The sequence below is a fragment of the Hydrogenophaga sp. SNF1 genome, from assembly GCF_034421675.1.
Lineage (GTDB): Bacteria > Pseudomonadota > Gammaproteobacteria > Burkholderiales > Burkholderiaceae_C > Hydrogenophaga > Hydrogenophaga borbori.
In genome coordinates this window covers 3,916,008-3,938,086 of record NZ_CP139793.1, presented here as the reverse complement: position 1 = coordinate 3,938,086, position 22,079 = coordinate 3,916,008, and the positions used below count along the sequence as shown (strand labels likewise).

Genomic DNA, 22,079 nt, shown 5'->3' with positions numbered 1-22,079 from the left:
GCGCGGGCGGCGTGGTTTCGGTGCACGAACCGAAGCAGACACATGAAGCCCTACCGAACGTCGATGCCGCAGCGCGCGCTGCGCCGCGCCCTGCTCACCGCGGCCCTTGGCCTGATGGCACTGGGCAGCGCGCACGCCCAGCTCATCATCTCCAGCATCCCCGACGCCCCGGACCCGGTGCCCGCGGGCGGCACCGTCACCTACACGGTGCGCGTTGCCGAAACCAACGGCACGCCGCTCGCGGGCGGCGCCTTCAGCTTCAGCGTGCCGGCCAACGGCCAGTACGCCGGCACCGGCGCGCTGCCCCCGGGCGTGAGCTGCAGCGGCATGGCCGAGGGCCAGGCCGGTCCGGGCCTGCTGAGCTGCACCGGCATCGCCCTCGGCCCCAACGCGGTGGCGCAGGTCCCGCTGCGCGTGCGCTCCACCCTGCAGGGCACGCTGTCGGTGACGGCCACGCCCACGCCGGGCGGCGCGGCGCAGACCGAGCTGACCACCGTCAACGCCGGTGCCGACCTGGACCTGTCGCTCAGCGCGCCGGCCAACGCCCCCGCCGGCAGCACGCAGAGCGTGGTGCTCTCCGTGACCAACCACGGGCCCGACCCCTCGCCCAGCTCGCTGCTGAGCTACAGCATCCCGCCGGGCTTCGCGCTCACGGGCACGCCCGCGGGCTGCTCGCTGGCCGGCGGCACGCTGAACTGCAACCTCGGCGCCATCGCCGTCAATGGCTCGCGCAGCGTCACCGTCAGCGGCATCGTGGGCGTCGGCGGTGGCTCCACGCTCACGCACACGGCCGACATCGCCGCCACGGGCGGCGTGGGCGACGGCGTGTCCGACAACAACACGCGCAGCACCAACACCTTGGTGGCGCCGGGCAGCACCGTGTCGGTGGGCAAGACCAAGTCGGCCAGCGATCCGGTGGCCACCGGTACGGCCTTCAACTTCACGCTCGCGCCGCGCTACAGCGGCGACTACCCCACGGGCGTGCAGGTGCTCGACAACCTGCCCGCGGCCTTCTGCTTCGCGGGCGGCGCCACCAGCTTCACCAGCGGCGCCTGGAGCTGCACCGCGTCCAGCGCCTGCCCCACGGCCGCGCCGGTGGTGTCGTGCACGCGCAGCGGCGGCGGGGCCGCCGGGGCCAACGTGGACCTGGGCAGCATCGTGATTCCGGTGCAGGCCATCGCCACCGGCGCGGGGGTGGTCAACACCGCCACCATCTCGGCGCCGGGCGCCACCCCGGCCAACGGATCGGTGGCCACCACCGTGATCGATCCGGTGTCGGACCTGCGCGCCAACAAGGCCAAGAGCTGGCTGCAGGCCGCCGTGCCGCTGAACACCCCGTTCGACTACACGCTGTCCACCACCAACCTCGGGCCCACGCCCTTCCCGGCCAGCGGCACGCTCACCATCACCGATACGCTGCCCATGGGCCTGCGGCTCAACGGCATCGCCGCGCCGACGGCATTCAACTGCAGCTCCAGCGCGGGCACCAGCTTTCCGCAGGCCGGCCCGGTCACGGTCACCTGCACCAGCAGCAACCTGGCGCTGGCGGTCGACGCCACCACGCCGGGCATCGCGCTTACCGTGCAGGCCACCAGCACGGGCGGCGTGCTCACCAACACCGCCTGCGTGGCCAGCACCGGCGGGCCGGTGGACGACAACGCGCCGAACAACTGCGCCTCGGTGGGCGTCACGCCGCAGACGGGCGTCGACCTGGCCGACGTCTCCGCGCTCAAGCGCGTGATCGGCGCCGGCGACGCGCCCGGCAACCGCCAGCTCGCGGGCCAAGCCGTGCTGTGGGAGATCGAGGTCGTCAACGCCGGCCCGGCCACGGCCACCAACGTGGTCGTCACCGACGTGTTCGACAGCGCCTTCAACGCCTCGCCGGCCGACTACAGCCTGAGCACCCTGCCGGGCAGCGCCACCTTCGGCAGCTGCGGCGTGGTGGCGACCTCCAGCCACCTGGCGCTCGACAACTGCAGCATCGCCAGCCTGCCGGCCTGCACCCCGGGCCTGGACTGCCCGCGCATCCGCGTCAGCGCGCGCCACTTCGGCAATGGCACCGCGGCCGACAACCACTTCGAGGTCATCAACTCGGCCTTCGTGCTCGCCCAGCAGCAGGGCGACCCGGACCTCAACAACAACAACTCGGCCAACGCCACCGCCTACTACACGGCGCGCGCCGACGTGGCGGTGAGCAAATCGGACAACCCCGACCCGGTGCCCGCGGGCCAGGTGCTTACCTACACCATCACCGCGAGCAACCCCTCGGCCACCAGCGCCAGCCGCGCCTATGGCGTCTCCATCACCGACACGCTGCCGATCGGCGTGGTCTTCCTCTCGGCCACGCCCAGCGGCGGCGGCAGCTGCACCACCGCGCCGGCCGCGGGCGCCACCACCACGGCGGGCAACCGCACCCTGGTCTGCAGCTGGGCCTCCATCGCGCGCGGCGCGCAGGAGACGGTGAGCCTGCGCGTGCGGCCCCTGGCCTCGCACAGCGTGGTCGGCGGCGGCAGCGGCAGCATCAGCAACACGGTGAGCGTGGCCACCACCACGCCCGAGATCGCCGGCGGCGCGGCCAACAACAGCGCCACCCAGCCGACGGCCGTGACCACGCCGGTGTTCGACCTGCTGGTCAACAAGACGGACGACGCCGACCCGGTGGACGTGGGCGACGACGTGACCTACACCGTCACCGCCACCAACAACGGGGCGTCCACGGCCGAGAACGTGGTGCTCACCGACACCCTGCCCGCGGGCGCGGGCGCGCCCACCTTCGTCGAGGTGGTGGCGCCGCTGCCCCCGGGCGTGAGCTGCAACACCGCCGGCGTCACGGCGGGCGCGGCCGGCGGCAGCATCGTCTGCACCATCGCGCAGATCGGCGGCACCGGCGCCGGCTCCACCGGCGAGCCATCCAGCGTGGCGGTGCGCATCCGCCTGCGCGGCGCCGACAAGGGCCAGTACACCAACCAGGCCAGCGTGGCCCTGGCCGATCCGACCCTGAACGCGCTCGACTCACAGCCCGGCAACAACAGCAAGGGCGAGCCGACCACCTTCCGCTTCAAAGCCGACGTGCAGGTGGTGTCCAAGCGCGCGGTGCGCCCGGGCACCACCACCGCCATCACCGAGGTGGCGTCTTCGCAGACCTTCGACTGGCTGGTCGATGTGCGCAACAACGGCCCGCAGGCCGCCGAGACCACCAGTTTCACCGATGCCCTGCCCGCGGGCCTGGTGCTCGCCAGCGCGCCCAGCTTCACCATCACCGCCGGCAGCTTCACGCCCGCCGCCGTGAGCTGCACGGGCGGGGCCGGCGACACCGCCGTGAGCTGCGCCATCGCCAGCATGCCGGCCAACGGCACGGCCACGGTGCGCATCCCCGTGCGCTTCAGTGGCGCGCCGGCCAACGGCACGGTGCTCACCAACACCGCGCGCCTCGTCACCACCGGCTCGGGCGACAGCAACGGCGGCGCCGACCCGAACGGCGGCAACAACTTCAACAGCGGCAGCGTGACGGTGCAGACCTCGGGCGTCAGCGGCCGCGTCTACCACGACCGCAACGCCAACGGCCACAGCGAGGGCGGCGAGCCCGGCGTGGCGGCCACGGTCACGCTCACCGGCACCGACCAGTGGGGCGCGCCGGTGAGCCTCAGCACCACCGCCGACCCGGTGACGGGGGCTTACCACTTCGACGTGCCGCCGGGCACCTACACGCTCGCGCTCACGCGCCCCGGCGGCTGGCTGCCGGGCCTCACCCAGGCCGGCGGCGTCAGCGGCGCGGGCTCCAGCCCGGGCACGGTGCCCACCAGCGGCGCCGGCGTCACCGCGGGCCCCAACGGCTCGGACGCGCCGCTGATCCAGACCATCGTGCTCGACGGCGCCGGCGCCGCGTCCACCAACAACTGGTTCGCGCTGCTGCGCGCCGCCAGCCTGGCCGGCAGCGTCTACCTCGACCAGGGCCTGGCCAACGGCCAACGCGACCCGGGTGAGAGCGGCGTCGCGGGTGTGGCGGTGGCCATCACCGGCACCGACTTCTACGGCAACGCCGTCACGCGCGCGCTGACCACCGACGCCGACGGCCGCTACGCCGTCACCGATCTGCTGCCCGGCAGCTACCAGATCGACGAGACCCAGCCCGCCGACCTCGCCGATGGCGCCGAGCACCTGGGCAGCGTGGGCGGCGCGCCGCGCGGCAGCGCCAACCCCGGTGGCGTGAACGACCGCTTCGGCGGCGTCACGCTCGGCTCGGAAGAGGCTGGCACGGACTACGACTTCGGCGAACTCGGCGGCCAGCTCGGCGGCCACGTCTACGTCGACCGCGACAACGACGGCCAGCGAGACCCGGGCGAGCCCGGCATCGCGGGCGTCACCATCACCCTCAGCGGCACGGCGGCCAACGGCGTGGTGGTGAACCGCACGGCGGTGACCGATGCCACCGGCCGCTTCCAGTTCGACGGCCTGCTGCCCTCCGACGCCAGCGGCTACACACTCACCGAGACCCAGCCCGCCGCCTACGGCGACGGCCTCGACACGGCCGGCCAGGTGAACGGCGCGCCCATGGGCCAGGCCGGCAACGACCTCATCACCGGCATCGTGCACCTCGGCGGCGCGGGCGACGGCTACCTGTTCGGCGAGCGCGCCGCCTCCATCGAGGGCAGCGTGTTCAACGACGTGGCCGGCAACGGCGTGCGTGAGCCCGGCGACCTGCCGCTGGCGGGCGTGACCATCACCCTCACGGGCACCGACGCCGACGGCCACCCGGTCACGCGCACCGTGACCACGGGCGCCGACGGCAGCTACCGCTTCGACGACCTGCCGCTGTCCGATGGCGCGGGCTACACCCTCACCCAGACCCAGCCGCCGGGCTACGCCCAGGGCGGCGAGTCGGTGGGATCGCTGGGCGGCAGCGTGCCCGGCCCCAACACCCTGGTGGTGCCGCTGACCACGCCCGGCGCGCAGGGCACCGGCTATGACTTCTGGGAGCGCGCGCTGGCGCCCTCCACGCTGAGCGGCACTGTCTGGCAGGACAGCGACAACGACCGCCAACGCTCGCCCAGCGAGCCCGTGAAGGCCGGCTGGACGGTGGAGCTGCTGGTCTGCGCCGACGGCAGCGCCAGCTGCGCGCCGGCGGACATGATCGTGCTCGACAGCCGCCTCACCGCGTCCGACGGCAGCTACCGCTTCGAGCAGCTGGTGCCGGGCGACTACCACCTGCGTTTTCGCACGCCCTCGGGGCAGGTGATCGGCGGCGCCTGGCCGACCGACCCGGTGCTCAACGCCGCTGGTGGCGCGCACCCGACCACGCCGGGCATGCGCCCGCTGCCGATGATCCCGGTGCCCATCGGCGCCGGCATGGCCGTGGTCAACCAGGACCTGCCCCTGGACCCCAGCGGCATCGTCTACGACAGCGTGACCACGCAGCCCGTGCCCGGCGCGGTGGTGGAGTTCCGTGGCCCGCCCGGCTTCGATCCCGCGCTGCACCTGTTGGGCGGCAGCGCCAGCGTGACCACGGCGGCCGACGGGCTCTACCAGTTCTTCCTCATGCCCGGCGCGCCGGCGGGGGAGTACACGCTGGTCGTCACGCCGCCCGGCGGCTACGTCAACTCGGCCACGCACCTGCCCTCGGCCGGGCCGCTGAACGCGCAGACCTGCACGGCGCCCGCCGGCGTGGTGGACCCGGTGCCGGGCGACCCCTGCGTGGTGTCCACGCCCACGCCGCTGCCCGGCGTGCCCTCGCCGTACTTCCTGAGCGTGCTGTTCCCGGGGGGCGGCGCGCAGAACGTGGTCAACAACCACCTGCCGCTGGACCCGGTGGGGGGCTCGCTCATCGAGCTGCGCAAGACCACGCCCAAGCTCACCGTGAAGAAGGGCGAGCTGGTGCCCTACGTGATCACCGCGCGCAACACCCGCGCGGTCGCCCTGGCCGACGTGGTCCTGGTCGACACCCTGCCGCCGGGCTTCAAGTTCGTCACCGGTTCGCTCACCGTGCAGCGGCTGCCGGGCGGCGCCGTCGAACCCGTGGTGCCGGTGGTCGAAGGCCGCCGCCTCACGCTGCCGCCGCGCGCCTTCGCGCCGAGCGAGACCCTGCGCGTGTCCATGGTGCTCGGCGTGGGCACCGGGGTGGGTGAGGGCGTCTACGTGAACCAGGTGCTGGCCCAGCAATCGGCCACGCAGGCCGCGCTGTCCAACACCGCCACCGCCTCGGTGCGCGTGGTGCCCGACGCGCTGTTCGACTGCACCGACGTGATCGGCAAGGTCTACGACGACCGCAACGCCAACGGCTACCAGGACGAGGGCGAGCCCGGCCTGCCGAACGTGCGCCTGGCCACGGTCAATGGCCTGCTGGTCACCACCGATCCGCAGGGGCGCTACCACATCGCCTGCGCGGCGGTGCCCAAGGAGGGCACGGGCAGCAACATCGTGCTCAAGCTGGACGAGCGCACGCTGCCCTCGGGCTACCGCGTGACCACCGAGAACCCGGCGGCCGAGCGCGCCACGCGCGGCAAGTTCGTGAAGATCAACTTCGGCACCACGGTGCACCGCGTGGTGCGCCTGGCGCTGCGCGCCGAGGCCTTCGAGCCCGGCGCCACCGCGCTCAAGCCGGCCTTCGCGGCCGAGCTGCCGAAGGCCATCGCGGCCCTGGCCGAACGCCCCTCGGTGCTGCGCCTGGCCTACCGCGCCGCGCCGGGCGAGGCGCCCGAACTGGCCGAGGCCCGCGCCCGCGCCGTGAAGGCCGATCTGCTCGAGCGCTGGCGCCGCCACGGCGCCGCGCAGCCGAGCCCCCTGTTCAACCTGGACATCGAGGTCGAGCACGTGTCGCCCTCCGTCGCCCCCTGACGGAGGACCGCATGCCTGTCACGCACGACCCCCGGACCTTTGCCGAGCCCACCATGAACGCCCGCCCCCGACTGACCCTGCGCTTGCGCCGCGCGGCCCTCTCCGCTGCCGTGGCCACGGCCTGCCTGGGCATGGGCGCCGCCGCCGCGCAGGAAGCCCGCCACAGCGGCCACCACGGCGGCGGCGAATGCCGCACCGAGGCCCGCGGCCGCTTCGATGACCGCTGCGCCAGCGACGCGCGCGCCGTCGAGATCGATGGCCGCGACCACCTGCCCGCCACCGCCGAGCGCGAACTGCCCCGGCTCAGCGTGGTGCTGGGCGATGCGCGCGCGCTGCGCGAGACCACCGAACGGCGCCAGGACACCGTGCCCGGCGCCGCCGCGCCCCGCGACGGGGCGCACACCGCGCGCTTCGACTCGGGCGCGGACCTGCTGCTGGACAGCGACCGCCAGCGCCTCGACCAGATCGTGGCCCAGGTGAAGGGCCGCGACGCGCTGCGCTTTCAGATCGTGGGCCACACCGACGTGCAGCCCATCGGCCCGCGCCTGCGCCCGCGCTTCGCCGACAACCACGCCCTGGGCCTGGCGCGCGCGCACCAGGTCGGCCGCTACTTGGCCGAACGCCTGGGTCTGCCCGAGACCGCCTTCACCTACGCGTCCAAGGGCCCCGACGAGCCCCTGGCCACACCGCGCGAGGACCGCGCCCACTGGGCCGCCAACCGCCGCGTCGAGGTGCACGCCTGGTGGACCGACCAGGCGCCGCCCACCACCGTGGTGCACACCACCGTGCGGCGCAGCGACCCGAGCGAGTGCCACATGCTCTCGCCCTACGGGAGCGACGACGCGCCGCTGCGCCTCACCGTGGACGGCGCGCCCCTGATCGGCGCCGACGCGTCCAGCGCGGACCGCCAGCGCTGCATCGACGTGCAGCTGGAGCGCCACCAGCTGCGCCTGCAGGTCGACAGCCTGTCGCAGCCGCGGCGCCTGAACGCCGCCGCCTGGCCCACCACGGTGGCGCCTGGCGACACCGTGCGCTTCGCGGGTCACAGCAACTACCTGCTGTTCCTGCACAAGGCCGAGCTGCGCCTGTTCACGCTCAATGCCGGCGGGCAGCGCCAGCCGCTGGCCACGGTCGCGCTCGATGCCAACCTGCGCGGCGAATGGACGGTGCCCTCGGGCCTGCTGGAGGGCCAGGGCGCGGCGCGCGACGGCCAGCTCGTCTACCGCCTGCGCGTGTTCGACGCGCAGGGCCGCTTCGACGAGACCGAGGACTTCTCGCTCACGCTGGCGGCGCGCCGCCCCGAGGCAGCGCAGCCGCACGATCCCGAGCGCGAGCTGCTGCGCGGCTATGGCGACAGCCGCCTCGCGGTGAGCCACATCCCGATCCGCGCGGGCACCGTCACCGCCAGCGGCCAGGCCATCCGCCCCGACCAGCGCGTGCGCGCCCTGGGCCACGCCGTGCCGGTGGACCCGAACGGCCGCTTCGTCTTCCAGCAACTGGTGCCGCGCCGGGTGCAGACCGGCGAGATCGCCGTGCTGGAGGCCGACGGTTCGGCGCGTGTGTACCGGCGCGACTTCGAGATCCCGAAGCAGGACGGCTTCTTCATCGGCCAGGCCGACCTCACCCTGGGCCGCCAGCGCGTCAGCGGACCGGCCGCGCTGCTGACCATGGACCCGAACCGCCAGGACGGCGGCTCCTGGAGCGAAGGCCGCCTGGCCTTCTACACCAAGCGCCAGCTCGACGAGCGCTGGACCTTCACCGCCAGCCTGGATACCGAGGAGCGCCCGCTCAACGAACTGTTCCGCAACCTCGACCGCAAGGACCCGAGCACCCTGTTCCGCCGGCTCGACCCGGTCGACTCCTGGGCCACCTTCGGCGACGACTCCACCACCGTGGAGGACGCGCCCACGCAAGGCCGCGTCTACGCGCGCATCGACGACGGCCGTTCGCACGCCATGTGGGGCAACTACAAGCTCAACCTGGACGAGACCGCGCTCGCCCAGATCAGCCGCGGCCTCTACGGCCTGCACGGCCGCTACCTGAGCGAGGACAGCACGGCCCATGGCGAGGCGCGCCTGCGCGTGGACGCCTACGCCGCCGAACCGGGCACCCTGTCGGCGCGCGAGGAGTTCCGCGGCACCGGCGGCTCGCTCTACTACCTGCGCCACCAGGACATCACGCGCGGCGCCGAGCGCGTGTTCGTGGAGATCCGCGACCGCGATTCCGGCCTGGTGCGCACGCGTCGCCTGCTGGTGCCGGGTTCGGACTACGAGGTCGACCACCTGCAGGGCCGCGTGCTGCTCAACGGCCCGCTGCCCAGCTTCTCGGACGACGGCGCCATCGTGCGCGCGGGCGGCCTCACCGGCTTGCCCACCTACCTGGTGGTGGACTACGAGTACGCGCCCCTGCTGGGCTCGCTCGACACCCTGGCCACCGGCGGGCGCCTGTCCTGGTGGGCCAGCGACGCGCTGCGCCTGGGCGTGACCGCCTCGAAACAGGAACAGACCGGTGGCGACCAGACCCTGGCCGGCGTGGACCTGCTGCTGCGCCACGGCGAGAACACCTACCTGAAGGCCGAGGTGGCGCGCTCCGACGGGCCGGGCACGGGCGAGTTGCGCTCGCTCGACGGCGGCTACCACTTCGCGGGCGAGCCGGTGGACCCCACGGCCGACGCGAACGCGTGGCGCCTCGAAGGCCAGGCCGACCTGAAGGACCTGGGCCTGGCGGGCGGCGGCCGCATCGCCGCCTACGCGCAGCGGCGCGGCGCGGGCTTCTCCGCGCCGGGCCAGCTCGTCAGCAACGAGACCCAGCAGGTCGGCGTGGACGCCGCGCTGCCCCTGGGCGAGCGCACCGAGCTGCGCCTGAAGGCCGACCGCCGCGACGAGCGCAACGGCTTCGACAGCGACAGCGCCGAGGCGCAGCTGAGCCACCAGCTCACGCCGCACTGGCGCCTGGGCGCGAGCCTGCGCCGCGACGACAAGCGCAGCGACAGCGTCGTGACCAACGGCGGCCTGCCCTGGGGCGCGGCGGTCGAAGGCGAGCGCACCGACCTGGGTGTCCAGCTGGACTACGACAGCCTGGCCAGCTGGGCCCTCTACGGCTTCGCGCAGCGCACGCTGTCGCGCAGCGGCACGCGCCTGGACAACGACCGCCTGGGCGTGGGCGCGCGCTACCGCGTCAACGACAAGCTCGCGCTCAACGGCGAGCTCTCGGGCGGCGACGGCGGCGCGGCCGGCCGACTGGGCGTGGACTACCAGTACGACGACCGCTCCAGCCTGTACCTGACCTACGTGCTGGACACCGGCCGCACCGACGAGAACACGCAGGGCCGTGGCGGCACGCTGGTGTCGGGCGCCAAGTCGCGCATCAACGAAGGCCTAAGCGTCTTCACCGAGCACCGCCACAGCGTGGGCACGCAGCCGGGCCTGACGCACGCCTATGGCGTGCAGTACGCGCCCGACAGCCGCTGGACCCTGGGCGTGTCGCTGGAGAACGGCCGCGTGGGTGTCGAGACCCTGGGCGAGCTGCGCCGCGAGGCCATCGCCTTCAACGCCGGCTACAGCAGCGACACCGTGCGCTACAGCGGCGGCGCCGAGTACCGCTCCGACCGCGGCAGCGTGGAGTCGCGCCGCAGCTGGCTGCTCAAGAACGCCTTCAGCCTGAAGGACGGCGAGGACGCGCGCTGGGTCGGCAAGTTCAACTGGGCCGACAGCGACAGCAGCGCGGGCGCGCTGGCCGCCGCGAAGTACACCGAGGCCAGCCTGGGCTATGCGCTGCGCCCGGTGAACAACGACCGCCTCAACCTGCTGCTCAAGTACACCTATCTGCACGACCTGTCCTCGCCGGGTCAGGTGTCGGTGACGGGTGTCTCGTCCACCCAGGTCTTCACCACCGGCAACGATTACCAGCAGCGCAGCCACGTGTGGGCCGCCGACCTGAGCTACGACCTCACGCCGCGCTGGACCCTGGGCGGCAAGGTCGCCTGGCGCCTGGGCGAGCTGCGCGCCAGCCGCGACAACAGCGCGCCCTGGTTCAAGAGCAGCGCCGACCTGGCGGTGCTGCGCCTGGACTGGAAGGTGGTGCGCCGCTGGGACTGGCTGCTCGAGCTGCGCTCGCTGCGCGCCAAGGAACTGGGCGACCGCCGCACCGGCTGGCTCACGGCGGGCTACTACCACATCAACGAGAACGTGAAGCTCGGCCTGGGCTACAACTTCACCGACTTCTCGGACGACCTCACCGACATGCGCTACCGCAGCCGGGGCTGGTTCATCAACCTGCTGGGGAAGTTCTGAACACGCCTGCGCTGGTCACCGTCTTCCTGGATTTCGATGGTGTGCTGCACCCCGTGGGGGCGCCACGGGACTGGCTGCTCGACAAGGCCGGCATGCTGTCCGCCGCGCTCAAGGACCTGGAGGGCGTGGAAATCGTGGTGTCCAGCGGTTGGGCCGCCTACCACCCGCTGCCCGAGATCCAGGCCCTGTTCCAGCCCTGGCCTGCGCTGCAGGCCCGGGTGGTGGGCCGCACCGAGCCCTGGGCGCGGCCGCCGGGCCACGGCGCGGCCATGCCCGAGCGCGAGCGCCAGTGCCGCGACTGGCTGCGCGCCAACGGGCGCTCGGCGCGCCACTGGCTGGCCATCGACAACCAGCGCCACCACTTCGCGGCGCGCGACCGGCTGGTGCTGGTGGACGGCCGCCAGGGCCTGCGGGTGGGCAACCTCTACCGGCTGGTGGAGATGATCCACCGGCTGCGGCGCGAGGCCTGAGCAGGCGGACTTGAACGCGCGGCTCAGGCCCGCAGGCCGATGCGCGCCAGGGTCTGGTCGATCCAGGCCGTGTCGAGCCGGCCCTCGGCGATCTGCTGCAGCGTCACCTGTTCCGCCTGCGACTTGTTGCGCGCCGCGTCGAGCACGGCCGCCGCCTCGTCGCACGGCACGCAGAGCACGCCGTCGGCGTCGCCGATGATCAGGTCGCCGGGGTGGATCACCATGCCGTCGATGGCGATGGGCGCGTTGATCTCGCCGGGGCCGTCCTTGTAGGGGCCGCGGTGGGTCACGCCCGCCGCGAACACGGGCAGGGCGCCGGCACCGATGACGTCGAGGTCGCGGATCGCGCCATCGATGACAAAACCGGCCAGGCCGCGCCGGATCGCGTAGGTGGTCATCAGCTCGCCGATCAGCGCGTTGCTGAGGTCGCCGCCGCCGTCCACCACGATCACGTCGCCGGGTTGGGCGATCTCCAGCGCCTTGTGGATCATGAGGTTGTCGCCGGGCCGCGTCTTCACGGTGATGGCGGGCGCGGACAGGCGGGTCTCGCGGCTCAGCGGGCGCAGGCGCGCGCCGGCCGCGGTCATGCGGCTCATGCAGTCGCTGACGTTGGCGACGGGCACGCCGCGGAAGGATTCGACGAGGTCGGGCGCGACGCGGCGGGGGACGGGGAGGATGCGCAGTCCAAGCATGGCTTCAGTTCCGTTGGGCGGGGATGAGGTGGCTGGGGTCCAGGTCCTCGGGCCGCAGCACGCCCATCAGGGCCATGTTGCGCGAGACCTCCGAGCGCAGCAGGTCGATGGCGCGGTGCGCGCCGGCTTCGCCGGCCACGGCGGCGGCGAAGGCGAAGGGGCGGCCGACGAAGACGAAGCGCGCGCCCAGGGCCAGGGCCTTGAGCACGTCGCTGCCGCGGCGCACGCCGCTGTCGAGCATCACCGGGATGCCGGGGCAGGCCTCGACGATGCGCGGCAGCACCGCCAGCGGCGCGGCGGCGCCGTCGAGCTGGCGCCCACCGTGGTTGCTCACGATCACGCCATCGACGCCCTCGTCGGCCGCGCGCCGCGCGTCGCGTGCGTCGAGAACGCCCTTGACGACGAGCTCACCGCCCCAGACGCGGCGGATCATCTGCAGGTGGCGCCAGTTCAGGTGGCCACGATCGGAGAGGTTGCGCTCCACGTGGGGCGAGAGGATGGGCGCGCCGCGCGTAGCGTAGCTGTTCTCGAAATGCGGCATGCCATGGCGCAGCAGCGTGCGCAGGAAGGTGCCGAACAGCCAGCGTGGGTGCGTGAGGCCCTGCCAGGCGAGCGCGGGGCCGGGCCGCACGGGAATGGTGAAGCCCGCGCGCAGGTTGCTTTCGCGGTTGGCCGCGGCCGGCGTGTCCAGGGTGATCACCAGCGTGCGGTAGCCGGCGGTCTTCACGCGCTCCAGCAGCGCGAGGATGCCGGCGTCGTCGCCGGGCAGGTAGGCCTGGAACCAGGCCCCGGGGTTCACCGCGATCACCTCTTCCAGGCGGATCAGCGAGGAGCCGCTGAGCACGAAGGGAATGTTCTCGCGCTGCGCGGCCTGCGCGATGACCAGGTCGCCGCGGTAGGCCGAGAGCGCGGCCAGGCCCATGGGCGCCACGCCGAAGGGCGCGGCGTAGCGCTGGCCGAACAGCTCGACGCCGGTGTCGCGCGGCGTGATGTCCACCAGCACGCGCGGCACCATCTCCCAGGCCTGGAAGGACGCGCGGTTGGCGCGCAGCGACTGGTTGGTCTCCGCCGCGCCGGCCACGTAGCCGAACACCGGTCGGGGCAGGTGGCGCCGCGCCTCGGCCTCGAAATCGTCGAGGCACAGCAGGCCCTGCAGCCACCGGGGGGCGGCCGGCGCGTCGGCGCTGCGGCTCATGCGCGGGGCTCGCGGTGCTCGGGCAGGGCCTTGCCCGACAGCGCCCGCACCTGCAGCGCCAGCGCGGCCCAGTCCCAGTCGGCGCGGCCGCCCTCGCACAGCTCGTCGAGCAGCCGCTCGGCCAGCGCGGCGGTGGGCAGCACGGTGCCCGTGCCTTGCGCGCCCTGCAGCGCCAGGCGCAGGTCCTTGCGCATCAGCGCCGCGCGAAAGCCCGGCGTGAACTGGCCGGCGGCGATGCGTGGGGCGTGCTTTTCCAGCGAGAAGCTGCGCGCGGCGCCGCCCAGCAGGGCCTCGCGCATCGACGCCGGGTCCACGCCCTCGGCCTCGGCCAGCGCGAGGGCGTCGGCCACGCCCAGCAGCGCGCCGGCCACAGCCACCTGGTTGCAGGCCTTCACCACCTGGCCCGCCCCCACGCCACCCACGTGCAGCACGCTCTTGCAGAAGGCGCCCAGGGCCTCGCGGCAGGCGTCCACGCTGGCGGTCTCGCCGCCGACCATGCAGCTGAGCACACCCTCGGCCGCGCCCTGCTGGCCACCGCTCACGGGCGCGTCCAGGAAACCGATGCCGCGCGCCGCGAGCGCCGCCGCGAACCCGCGCGCCGACGCCGCCGCGATGGTGCTGGTGTCCACCACGGTGCTGCCCGCCGCCAGGCCGTGCACCAGGCCGCCGTCGGCGAACAGCACCTCGCGCACGGCCGCGTCGTCGGGCAGGCTCAGGAAAACGATGGCGCTGCCCCGGCCCACGTCGGCCGGGCCGTTGCCGGCCGTGGCGCCCTGGTCCACCAGCGCCTGCACGGCGTGCGCCTCGCGCGCGAAGACCTTGAGCGGGTAGCCGCGGCGCAGCAGGCAGCCGGCCATGCCAGCGCCCATGGCGCCCAGGCCGATGAAGCCGAAGGAGGAGCCGGGCGCGTGGCTCATTTGCCGATGGCCTTGCCGATCAGGTCCACCGCCGCGACGACCTCGGCCTGGAAGGCTGCGCCGTCGGCGTAGTCCTGCGTCAGGCCCGACTTGGCCACGTAGTCCTTCCAGCCCGGCGCCTGCATGGCCTTGTGAAAGGCGTCGTGCAGGTAGCGCCGGATCGGCTCGGGCAGGTTCGCCGGCGCCATCAGGCCCTTCATGTTGTCCAGGGCCACGGGCACGCCCAGCTCGGTCATGGTGGGCACCTCCGGCAGGGCCGGCAGGCGCGCGCGCGAGAACAGCGCCAGCGGGCGCACGCGGCCCGCGTCGATCATGGCTTTCATTTCCTCATAGGCGCCAAAGGCGCTGTCGACCTGGCCCGCGAGCAGGGCGGTCATGGAGTCGGCCGCGCCGCGGTAGGGCACGTGCAGCAGCTTCAGGCCGGCGGCCTTCTCGAGCACGATGCCGGTGGCGTGGAAGATGCCGCCTTCGCCGGTGGAGCCGTAGGACACTTTCTCGGGCGCCTTTTTCGCTTCGGCGATGAGCGCCTTCATGTCGGCGAAGGGCGAGTCGGCGCGCACCGCCAGGATACTGGGCGCGCGCGAGACCTTGATGATGGGCGTGAAGGAGCGGCGCGAGTCGTAGTTGAGCGGGCGGAAGTGGCCCACCGAGGTGGTCTCGCTGCCGCCGCCCACGAACAGGGTGTAGCCGTCGGGCTTGGCGTCGGCGGTGGCCTGCGCGGCGATGGCGCCGGCCGCGCCCACGCGGTTGTTCACCACCACCGGCACGGGAATGATGTCCTTGGCCGCGTACGAGAGCTGGCGCGCGATCTGGTCGGCCGAGCCGCCGGGCGCGAAACCCACCAGGATGGTGATGGGCTGGGTGGGCTGCCAGGCCTGCGCGCGCGCGGCCAGGGGCAGGGCCGACAGGCCCAGCGCCGCGCCGGCGGCGCCCACGAGGTGGCGGCGTCGCAGGCCGGTGGAATGAATGCTCATGCGCTGTCTCCTTCTGTTGTGAGGGCCCGGTCCACTGGCTTGGGCCGACCCGGGGCGCATTCTGGGAACATGCCTTGTGGATGAAAAGCGATATATTTCGATCGCTCTTGTTCGCCTTTTTTCAACACAAAGGATGGTGCGGCGCCGGCCATGACGCTCAAGCAGCTCGAAGCCTTCTACTGGGCCGCCACCGCCGCGAGCTTCCTGGTCGCCGCGCAGCGGCTGCACATCTCGCAGTCCACCCTGTCCAAACGCATCGGTGAACTGGAAGCGCAGCTGCGCACCACGCTGTTCAACCGCGGCGGCCACCGCGCCGCGCTCACCGAGGCGGGCGAGCAGCTGCTGCCGCTGGCGCGGCGCATGCTGGAGCTGTCGGAGGACATGCGCGATCAGCTCGCGGCCGGTGGTGGCGTGCGCGGCCTCTGCCGCTTCGGCGTGGGCGAGCTCGCGGCCCTCACCTGGCTGCCCGACCTGGTCTCGCACGCGGCCGCCAAGTACCCCGAGCTGCGCCTGGAGCCCTGCGTGGACCTGGGCTCGGCGCTGGAGCAGCGCCTTGAAAGCGGGGAACTGGACTTCGCCGTGGTGGCCGGCCACTCCACGCGCGGCGCCATCGCCAGCGAGGCCATCGCCCAGGTGCGCTTCTGCTGGGCCGCCTCGCCTGCGCTGGTGGGACGCCGCCGCGCGGTGGACGCCGCGCTGCTGGAGCGGCACGCGCTCATCACCCAGCCCGGCGCGGCCGGTCCCACGCGCATGCTGGAGCACTGGCTGGCGCTCAACGGATTGCAGGCGCCGCGCCGGCTGGTTTGCAACAACCTCGCGGCCATCGCCAGTCTGATCGCCTCGGGCGTGGGCATCGGCCTGTACCCGCGCGGCTGGTTTCGGCGCATGGCCGCACGCCGGGCCGTGGTCGAGCTGCGCGGGCCCCAGCCCCTGCCGGCGCTGCAGTACACCTTCCAGCACCGGCGCGACGACCACCGCGCGCTGCTCACGCGGCTGCGCGAGCTGGTGCGCGAGACGGTGGACTTCGACAAGTCCGGCCCTCTGTGGGGCGGCTGAACGGGGCGGTGCCAGAATGCCCGGGCGTCAACCACTGGAGGGGACCATGCGCCGCCACGAGATGAACCCGCCGCCCGGATCGCCGCGCGGCCCACGATCGACGGAGGCCCGCCATGGCCGCTGATGCCGCCTCCAGCCAACTGGTGCCGGTCGTCATGCTGCTGGGCGCGGCGGTGGTGGCCGTGCCGCTGTTCAAGCGCATCGGCCTGGGCTCGGTGCTGGGCTACCTGGCGGCGGGCCTGGCCATCGGTCCTTTCGGCCTGGGCTGGTTCAGCGACCCCCAGACCATCATCCACACCGCCGAGCTCGGCGTGGTGATGTTCCTTTTCGTGATCGGCCTGGAGATGCGGCCTTCGCACCTGTGGGCGCTGCGGCGCGCCATCTTCGGGCTGGGCAGCCTGCAGGTGCTGGTCTGCGGCGCCATGCTCACCCTGGTCGGCGTGGCCTTCGGCTTTTCATGGACGGTGTCCTTCATCAGCGCCATGGGCTTCGTGCTCACGTCCACCGCCATCGTGATGCAGCTGCTGGGCGAGCGCGGCGACATCGCCACGCCGCGCGGGCAGCGCATCGTCTCCATCCTCCTGTTCGAAGACCTGCTCATCGTGCCGCTGCTGGCCGTGGTGGCCTTCCTGTCGCCCGACGCCGTGGCCGAGGCCTCGGGTGCCTCGCGCTGGTTGTCGGTGGGCATCGCGGCTGGCTCGGTGGCGCTGCTGGTGGCGGTCGGCCTGTGGTTGCTCAACCCCTTGTTCCAGGTGCTGGCCAACGCCCACGCGCGCGAGGTGATGACCGCCGCCGCCCTGCTGGTGGTGTTGGGCGCGGCGCTGCTCATGCAGCTGGGCGGCCTGTCCATGGCCATGGGCGCCTTCCTGGCGGGCGTGCTGCTGTCGGAGTCCACCTTCCGCCACCAGCTGGAGGCCGACATCGAGCCTTTCCGCGGCCTGCTGCTGGGCCTGTTCTTCCTGGGCGTGGGCATGTCGCTGGACCTGTCGGCGGTGGCGCGGCACTGGGCCCTCATCCTGGCGGGCGTGCTCTCGCTGATGGTGGTGAAGGCCCTGTGCATCTACGTGGTGGCGCGGCTCACGCACAGCCCGCACGCCGACGCGCTGGACCGCGCGGTGCTGATGGCGCAGGGCGGCGAGTTCGCCTTCGTGCTGTTCGCCGCGGCGCTCGCGGGCCGCGTGATCGACCCGGTGGTGAACGCCAACATGACGGCCATCGTGGTGCTGTCCATGGCGCTCACGCCGCTGGCGGTGCTGGCGCTGCAGCGCTGGGCGCCGCGCGCCGGGCCCTCCACCGAGGGCGCGCCCGTGCCCGACCACGAGGCCGGCGCGGTGCTCATCATCGGCTTCGGCCGGGTGGGCCAGATCGCGAGCCAGAACCTGCTGCTGCTGGGCGCGGAGATCACCATCATCGACGCCGACCCGCAGCTCGCGCGCGAGGCCGAGCACTTCGGCTTCAAGGTCTATTACGGCGACGGCACGCGGCTGGACATCCTGCACGCGGCGGGCGCCGACGACGCCAAGGTCATCCTGGTGTGCGTGGACGAGGCCAGCGCGGCCACGCTGATCGTGGAGCAGTGCAAGCACGCCTTCCCCCAGGCGCGGGTCGTTGCGCGCTCCTTCGACCGCGGGCACGCGGCTGAGCTGGTGAAGGCGGGGGCGGACGTGCAGGTGCGCGAGACCTTCGAGTCCGCCATGGTCATGGGGCGCGAGGCCTTGCTGGCGCTGGGCACGGAGCCGATGGCGGTCGATGCCATCGTGGCGGACATGCGCCGCCGCGACGCCGAGCGCTTCCAGCTCGAACTGGACGGCGGCGGGCTGGTCGCGGGGCGGCCGATGATCCTGGGGAACCTGCGCGGGCGCCCGGGGCGCTGAGTGCCAGGACCGGGGCTGTGCACCGAAGGTGGGCGTTCTTGCCGGACCGGCCGGCGCGCGCCGCCGCTGTGGAATGGGGACAACCCCTATTCATTGAATACTGTATCCAACATAGATTGCGGCACGGTGTTCGATCCCACGGCAAGCTGGCCACAGGTCGTCGGTCGGGGCGCCGCCTTTGCAACGTCGGTTCGCGCCGCCCCGCAGGGGTGGCACATCAATTGCATACAGTATTTCAATAAGTCTGCCCCTCAGCGCGCCACAGGAGTTCGCCATGTTCCGAATCCCCCGTCCGTCCCCCTCATCGTTCTGGTCGCGCGCGGTCCATGCCACGGCCACGCTGGCCCTGGGCCTGGGCCTGGTGTCGCCGGCCGCCGCTCAGTCCACCGGCGCGCCGGTGAAGGTGCGCTACGAGGAGGTGGTGCGCTCGGTGCTGTACGCGCCCGCCTACGTGGCGATCAGCCAGGGCTTCTTCCGCGAAGCCGGGCTCGACGTGTCGATCAAGACCTCGCAGGGCACCGACAAGGGCATGGCCGCGCTGCTGTCGGGCAGCGCTGACATCGTGCTGATCGGCCCCGAAGCCTCGGTGTACGTGGCCAACAGCGAATCGCCGGTCAAGCCCAAGATCTTCTCCGGCCTGACCGCCACCGACGGCTTCTTGCTGGTGGCGCGCGAGAAACCCGCGGGCGCGTTCGCCTGGGACCAGCTCAAGGGCAAGGCCGTGATGGCCTTCCGCCCGGGCTCCAACCCCGACGTCTTCCTGGAAACGGCGATGCGCAAGAACGGCCTCGACCCCAAGAAGGACCTCAAGCTGGTGAACAACATCGGCCCGGCCGCGCGCACCGGCGCCTGGCTGGCGGGCCAGAACGACTACGGCATCTTCCTCGAGCCCGAGGCCACCATGCTGGAGAAGACCGGCAAGGGCGTGGTCGTGGCCTCCGTCGGCCGAGTCGTGGGCCCGGTGGACTACACCGTGTTCACCGCCACCGACGTCTACCTCAAGCAGAACCCCGCCGTGGCGCAGGCCTGGACCAACGCCATCGTGAAGGCGCAGAAGCACGTGGCCAGCGCGCCCCCGGCCGATCTGGCCAAGCAGATCGCCGAGTACTTCCCCGCCATGGCCCAGGCCGATCTGGTGGCCGCCATCGAACGCTACCGCGGCATCGGCCTGTGGAAGACCAACCCGATGGTGCAGCGCCAGGCCATCGACAGTCTGCAGGACATGCTGATCGACAGCGGCGTGCTCGACAAGGCCAAGCGCGTGAAGTACGAGCAGGTCGTGGTCACCGACTTCGCCGCGAAGGCCGCGCCATGAGCGCCGTGCTCGAAGCCGAAGCGCCGGTGGCGCAGCAGGTGCAGCAGGTGCAGCCGCGCATCGAGATCAACGACGTCTCGCTGCGCTACTTCACCGACGCCGGCGAGACGCAGGCGCTCGACCGCATCCGCCTGTCGGTGGCGCCGGGCGAGTTCGTGAGCCTGATCGGCCAGTCGGGTTGCGGCAAGAGCACGCTGCTCTCGCTCATGGCCGGCATCCTCGAACCCTCGTCGGGCGAGGTGCGGGTGCACGGCGAGCGCGTCAAAGGCCCGTCGCCGCGCGTGGGCTACATGCTGCAGCAGGACTACCTCTTCGAATGGCGCAGCATCCTGGACAACGCCACCCTGGGCGCGCAGATCCAGGGCCGGCCGATGCGCGAGGCCCGCGAGCGGGCCGCGCACCTGTTGCACAAGTGCGGCATGGGCGATTTCCTGCACCACTTTCCGCGCCAGCTCTCGGGCGGCATGCGCCAGCGCGTGGCGCTGGCGCGCACGCTGGTGACCGACCCCGACGTGGTGCTGCTGGACGAGCCCTTCTCCGCCCTGGATTCGCAGACCCGCCTGGCGATCGCCGACGAGGTGGTGGAGGTGCTGCGCGACGAGGGCAAGTCGGTGGTGCTGGTCACGCACGACATCGGCGAGGCGATCGCCATGACCGACCGCGTGGTGGTGCTCTCGCGCCGCCCCGGGCGCATCAAGTCGCAGCACCTGATGCGCTTTCCCAGCCACGGTGCGGGCCGCCCGAGCCCGTTCGTGGTGCGGTCCCTGCCCGAGTTCAACACCTATTTCGCGCTGCTGTGGGACGAGCTCGACGTCCACGTGGAAGGATGACGCCCATGAACACCACCGCCTCCACGACCCTGGCCGCCATGGTCACCCCCACGCCGCCGCCGGCCGGGCGCGAACCCAGCCCCGCGTACCGCGAATGGCAGTCGCGCCAGCGCCGCCGCCGCCAGCGCATCCTGCTCACCCGCCTGGCCCTGCTGGTGGCCTTCCTGGTGCTGTGGGAGGTGCTGGCCAAGACGCACGTGGTCAACCCCATGCTGACCAGCTACCCGAGCGCCTTGTGGCCGACCTTCCTCGATCTGCTGCACAACGGCAAGCTGCTGATGCACACCTGGGTCACCTTCAAGGCCACGCTCATCGGCTTCGTGCTGAGCATGGTCATCGGCATCGGCGTGGCCGCCGGGCTGTGGTGGTCGGACTTCGCGCACAAGGTGCTGGACCCCTTCCTGGTGGTGGCCAACGCCATGCCCAAGATCGCCTTCGTGCCGATCTTCTACATCTGGCTGGGGTCCGAATACTCGGTCTACGGCATGGCCGTGGCGATCGCCGTGTTCGTCACCATCATGGTGGTGTACGACGGCTTCCAGAGCATCGACCCGAACAAGATCAAGCTGGCCCGCACCCTGGGCGCCAGCCGCGCCCAGGTGCTGCGCCTGGTGGTCATGCCGGGCAGCGTGCCCACGCTCGTGGCGGCGCTGAAGATGAACATCGGCCTGGCGCTGGTGGGCGTCATCGTGGGTGAGTTCCAGTCGGCCAGCGCCGGCCTGGGCTTCCTCATCGTCAACGGCAGCCAGGTCTTCCAGCTCAACGTGGTGATGACCGCCATCGTGGTGCTGGGCCTGCTGTCGGGCCTGATGTACCTGGTGATCGCGCGGATCGAGGCCGCCATGGCCAAGCGCTACGCCTGAACCGAGAGGAGCGAGCATGCAGTTCCCCCAATGGGTCGTCGAGCGCGTGGTGGCGCGCCAGGGCCGCCTGCACCCCTATGACACGCTGGCGGCCGAGCGCACGGCCTTCGTCGTCATCGACCTGCAGAACTACTACACGCAGCCAGGCTACCTCGGCGAGTGCGCGCCCGCGCGCGCCACCTTCCCGGCAGTGAACCGGCTGGCGAACGCATTGCGCGAGGCGGGCGGGCATGTCATCTGGGTGCAGACCAGCGCCGACGGCGCCGACGACTTCTGGTCGCACCACCACGCCCACATGCTCACGCCGGCGCGCAGCGCGCGGCGCCTGCGCGAGCTGGCGAGTGCGCACGAGGGCTTCCAGATCGCGCCCGGCCTGCAGCCGCACCCGCAGGACGAGCGCGTGGTCAAGCGCTGCTACAGCGCGCTGGTGCCGGGCTCGTCGCGCCTGGACGAGGTGCTGCGCGAGCGCGGCGTCACGCACGTGCTCATCGGTGGCACCGTCACCAACGTCTGCTGCGAATCCACCGCGCGCGACGCGATGATGATGGACTACGCCACCATCATGGTCGACGACGCGCTCTCGGCCGTCACGCCGGCCGAGCACGAGCACTGCCTGAACAACTGGATGCTGTTCTTTGGCGACGTGCTCAGCACCGACGAGGTGGTGCAGCGGCTGGTGCCGGTGGCCGCGCCCGTCGGCGCCTGAAACCAAAAGCCCGCCGAGGTCGTCGGCGGGCCTGGGCGCTCAGCGGCCGCGTTCGCGGCCGCGG

The 22,079-nt window shown here is 72.5% G+C and carries 13 protein-coding genes; 9 read left to right on the top strand and 4 right to left on the bottom strand.

Annotated features, from left to right (window positions below; translation table 11 throughout):
- Nucleotides 1–42: 42 nt before the first annotated feature.
- The 3 genes from SOM08_RS18840 to SOM08_RS18830 are packed head-to-tail and all read left to right on the top strand — an operon-like array spanning nucleotide 43 to nucleotide 11,593.
- Complete coding sequence (locus SOM08_RS18840; RefSeq protein ID WP_322469508.1) at nucleotides 43–6,831, top strand: SdrD B-like domain-containing protein; 6,789 nt, start codon at nucleotides 43–45, stop codon at nucleotides 6,829–6,831.
- Between the two features lie 53 nt (nucleotides 6,832–6,884).
- Nucleotides 6,885–11,123: an OmpA family protein gene (locus SOM08_RS18835; RefSeq protein ID WP_322469507.1), complete on the top strand. Its 4,239-nt coding sequence runs from the start codon at nucleotides 6,885–6,887 to the stop codon at nucleotides 11,121–11,123.
- A 41-nt stretch (nucleotides 11,124–11,164) separates the two neighbouring features.
- Nucleotides 11,165–11,593 carry an HAD domain-containing protein gene (locus SOM08_RS18830; RefSeq protein WP_116959863.1) on the top strand — a complete coding sequence of 143 codons (429 nt, stop codon included), beginning with the start codon at nucleotides 11,165–11,167 and terminating at the stop codon, nucleotides 11,591–11,593.
- Between the two features lie 23 nt (nucleotides 11,594–11,616).
- Here the strand turns inward: SOM08_RS18830 and SOM08_RS18825 are convergent, their stop codons facing one another.
- From SOM08_RS18825 to SOM08_RS18810, 4 genes are read right to left on the bottom strand one after another with little or no spacing between them, the layout of a single operon-like run.
- A complete protein-coding gene (locus SOM08_RS18825; protein ID WP_322469506.1) occupies nucleotides 11,617–12,285 on the bottom strand; it encodes an RraA family protein in 669 nt (222 codons plus the stop codon).
- 4 nt (nucleotides 12,286–12,289) lie between these two features.
- On the bottom strand, nucleotides 12,290–13,480 hold the full coding sequence (locus tag SOM08_RS18820; protein ID WP_116959865.1) for an alpha-hydroxy acid oxidase: 1,191 nt from the start codon (nucleotides 13,478–13,480) through the stop codon (nucleotides 12,290–12,292).
- On the bottom strand, nucleotides 13,477–14,397 hold the full coding sequence (locus SOM08_RS18815; protein ID WP_116959866.1) for an NAD(P)-dependent oxidoreductase: 921 nt from the start codon (nucleotides 14,395–14,397) through the stop codon (nucleotides 13,477–13,479). The genes SOM08_RS18820 and SOM08_RS18815 overlap by 4 nt, the downstream gene beginning before the upstream one ends.
- Nucleotides 14,394–15,371, bottom strand: a complete 978-nt coding sequence (locus SOM08_RS18810) for a tripartite tricarboxylate transporter substrate binding protein (RefSeq protein ID WP_322469505.1) — start codon at nucleotides 15,369–15,371, stop codon at nucleotides 14,394–14,396. Before SOM08_RS18810 ends, SOM08_RS18815 begins: the two co-directional genes overlap by 4 nt.
- 150 nt (nucleotides 15,372–15,521) lie before the next feature.
- On the opposite strand from SOM08_RS18810, the gene SOM08_RS18805 reads away from it, so the two are divergent.
- From SOM08_RS18805 to SOM08_RS18780, 6 genes are all read left to right on the top strand, one after another.
- On the top strand, nucleotides 15,522–16,427 hold the full coding sequence (locus SOM08_RS18805; RefSeq protein WP_116959867.1) for a LysR family transcriptional regulator: 906 nt from the start codon (nucleotides 15,522–15,524) through the stop codon (nucleotides 16,425–16,427).
- A 113-nt stretch (nucleotides 16,428–16,540) separates the two neighbouring features.
- Nucleotides 16,541–18,301, top strand: a complete 1,761-nt coding sequence (locus tag SOM08_RS18800) for a monovalent cation:proton antiporter-2 (CPA2) family protein (RefSeq protein WP_116959868.1) — start codon at nucleotides 16,541–16,543, stop codon at nucleotides 18,299–18,301.
- A 274-nt stretch (nucleotides 18,302–18,575) separates the two neighbouring features.
- A complete protein-coding gene (locus SOM08_RS18795) occupies nucleotides 18,576–19,616 on the top strand; it encodes an ABC transporter substrate-binding protein (protein ID WP_116959870.1) in 1,041 nt (346 codons plus the stop codon).
- The gene (locus SOM08_RS18790) at nucleotides 19,613–20,446 is read left to right on the top strand and encodes an ABC transporter ATP-binding protein (protein WP_322469504.1); all 834 of its coding nucleotides are present in this window, start codon (nucleotides 19,613–19,615) and stop codon (nucleotides 20,444–20,446) included. Before SOM08_RS18795 ends, SOM08_RS18790 begins: the two co-directional genes overlap by 4 nt.
- A 5-nt stretch (nucleotides 20,447–20,451) precedes the next feature.
- Nucleotides 20,452–21,309 (top strand): ABC transporter permease, encoded by an 858-nt coding sequence (locus SOM08_RS18785; RefSeq protein WP_416186970.1) that lies wholly within the window; start codon nucleotides 20,452–20,454, stop codon nucleotides 21,307–21,309.
- 16 nt (nucleotides 21,310–21,325) lie between these two features.
- The gene (locus tag SOM08_RS18780; RefSeq protein WP_116959871.1) at nucleotides 21,326–22,015 is read left to right on the top strand and encodes a cysteine hydrolase; all 690 of its coding nucleotides are present in this window, start codon (nucleotides 21,326–21,328) and stop codon (nucleotides 22,013–22,015) included.
- Nucleotides 22,016–22,079 lie beyond the last annotated feature (64 nt).

Excerpts from the sequence above, each read along its gene's own strand:
- SOM08_RS18840 (WP_322469508.1), top strand. The coding sequence starts at position 43 with ATGAAGCCCTACCGAACGTCGATGCCGCAGCGCGCGCTGCGCCGCGCC.
- SOM08_RS18835 (WP_322469507.1), top strand. The coding sequence starts at position 6,885 with ATGAACGCCCGCCCCCGACTGACCCTGCGCTTGCGCCGCGCGGCCCTC.
- SOM08_RS18825 (WP_322469506.1), bottom strand. The coding sequence starts at position 12,285 with ATGCTTGGACTGCGCATCCTCCCCGTCCCCCGCCGCGTCGCGCCCGAC.
- SOM08_RS18820 (WP_116959865.1), bottom strand. The coding sequence starts at position 13,480 with ATGAGCCGCAGCGCCGACGCGCCGGCCGCCCCCCGGTGGCTGCAGGGC.
- SOM08_RS18815 (WP_116959866.1), bottom strand. The coding sequence starts at position 14,397 with ATGAGCCACGCGCCCGGCTCCTCCTTCGGCTTCATCGGCCTGGGCGCC.
- SOM08_RS18810 (WP_322469505.1), bottom strand. The coding sequence starts at position 15,371 with ATGAGCATTCATTCCACCGGCCTGCGACGCCGCCACCTCGTGGGCGCC.
- SOM08_RS18805 (WP_116959867.1), top strand. The coding sequence starts at position 15,522 with ATGACGCTCAAGCAGCTCGAAGCCTTCTACTGGGCCGCCACCGCCGCG.
- SOM08_RS18800 (WP_116959868.1), top strand. The coding sequence starts at position 16,541 with ATGGCCGCTGATGCCGCCTCCAGCCAACTGGTGCCGGTCGTCATGCTG.
- SOM08_RS18795 (WP_116959870.1), top strand. The coding sequence starts at position 18,576 with ATGTTCCGAATCCCCCGTCCGTCCCCCTCATCGTTCTGGTCGCGCGCG.
- SOM08_RS18790 (WP_322469504.1), top strand. The coding sequence starts at position 19,613 with ATGAGCGCCGTGCTCGAAGCCGAAGCGCCGGTGGCGCAGCAGGTGCAG.
- SOM08_RS18785 (WP_416186970.1), top strand. The coding sequence starts at position 20,452 with ATGAACACCACCGCCTCCACGACCCTGGCCGCCATGGTCACCCCCACG.
- SOM08_RS18780 (WP_116959871.1), top strand. The coding sequence starts at position 21,326 with ATGCAGTTCCCCCAATGGGTCGTCGAGCGCGTGGTGGCGCGCCAGGGC.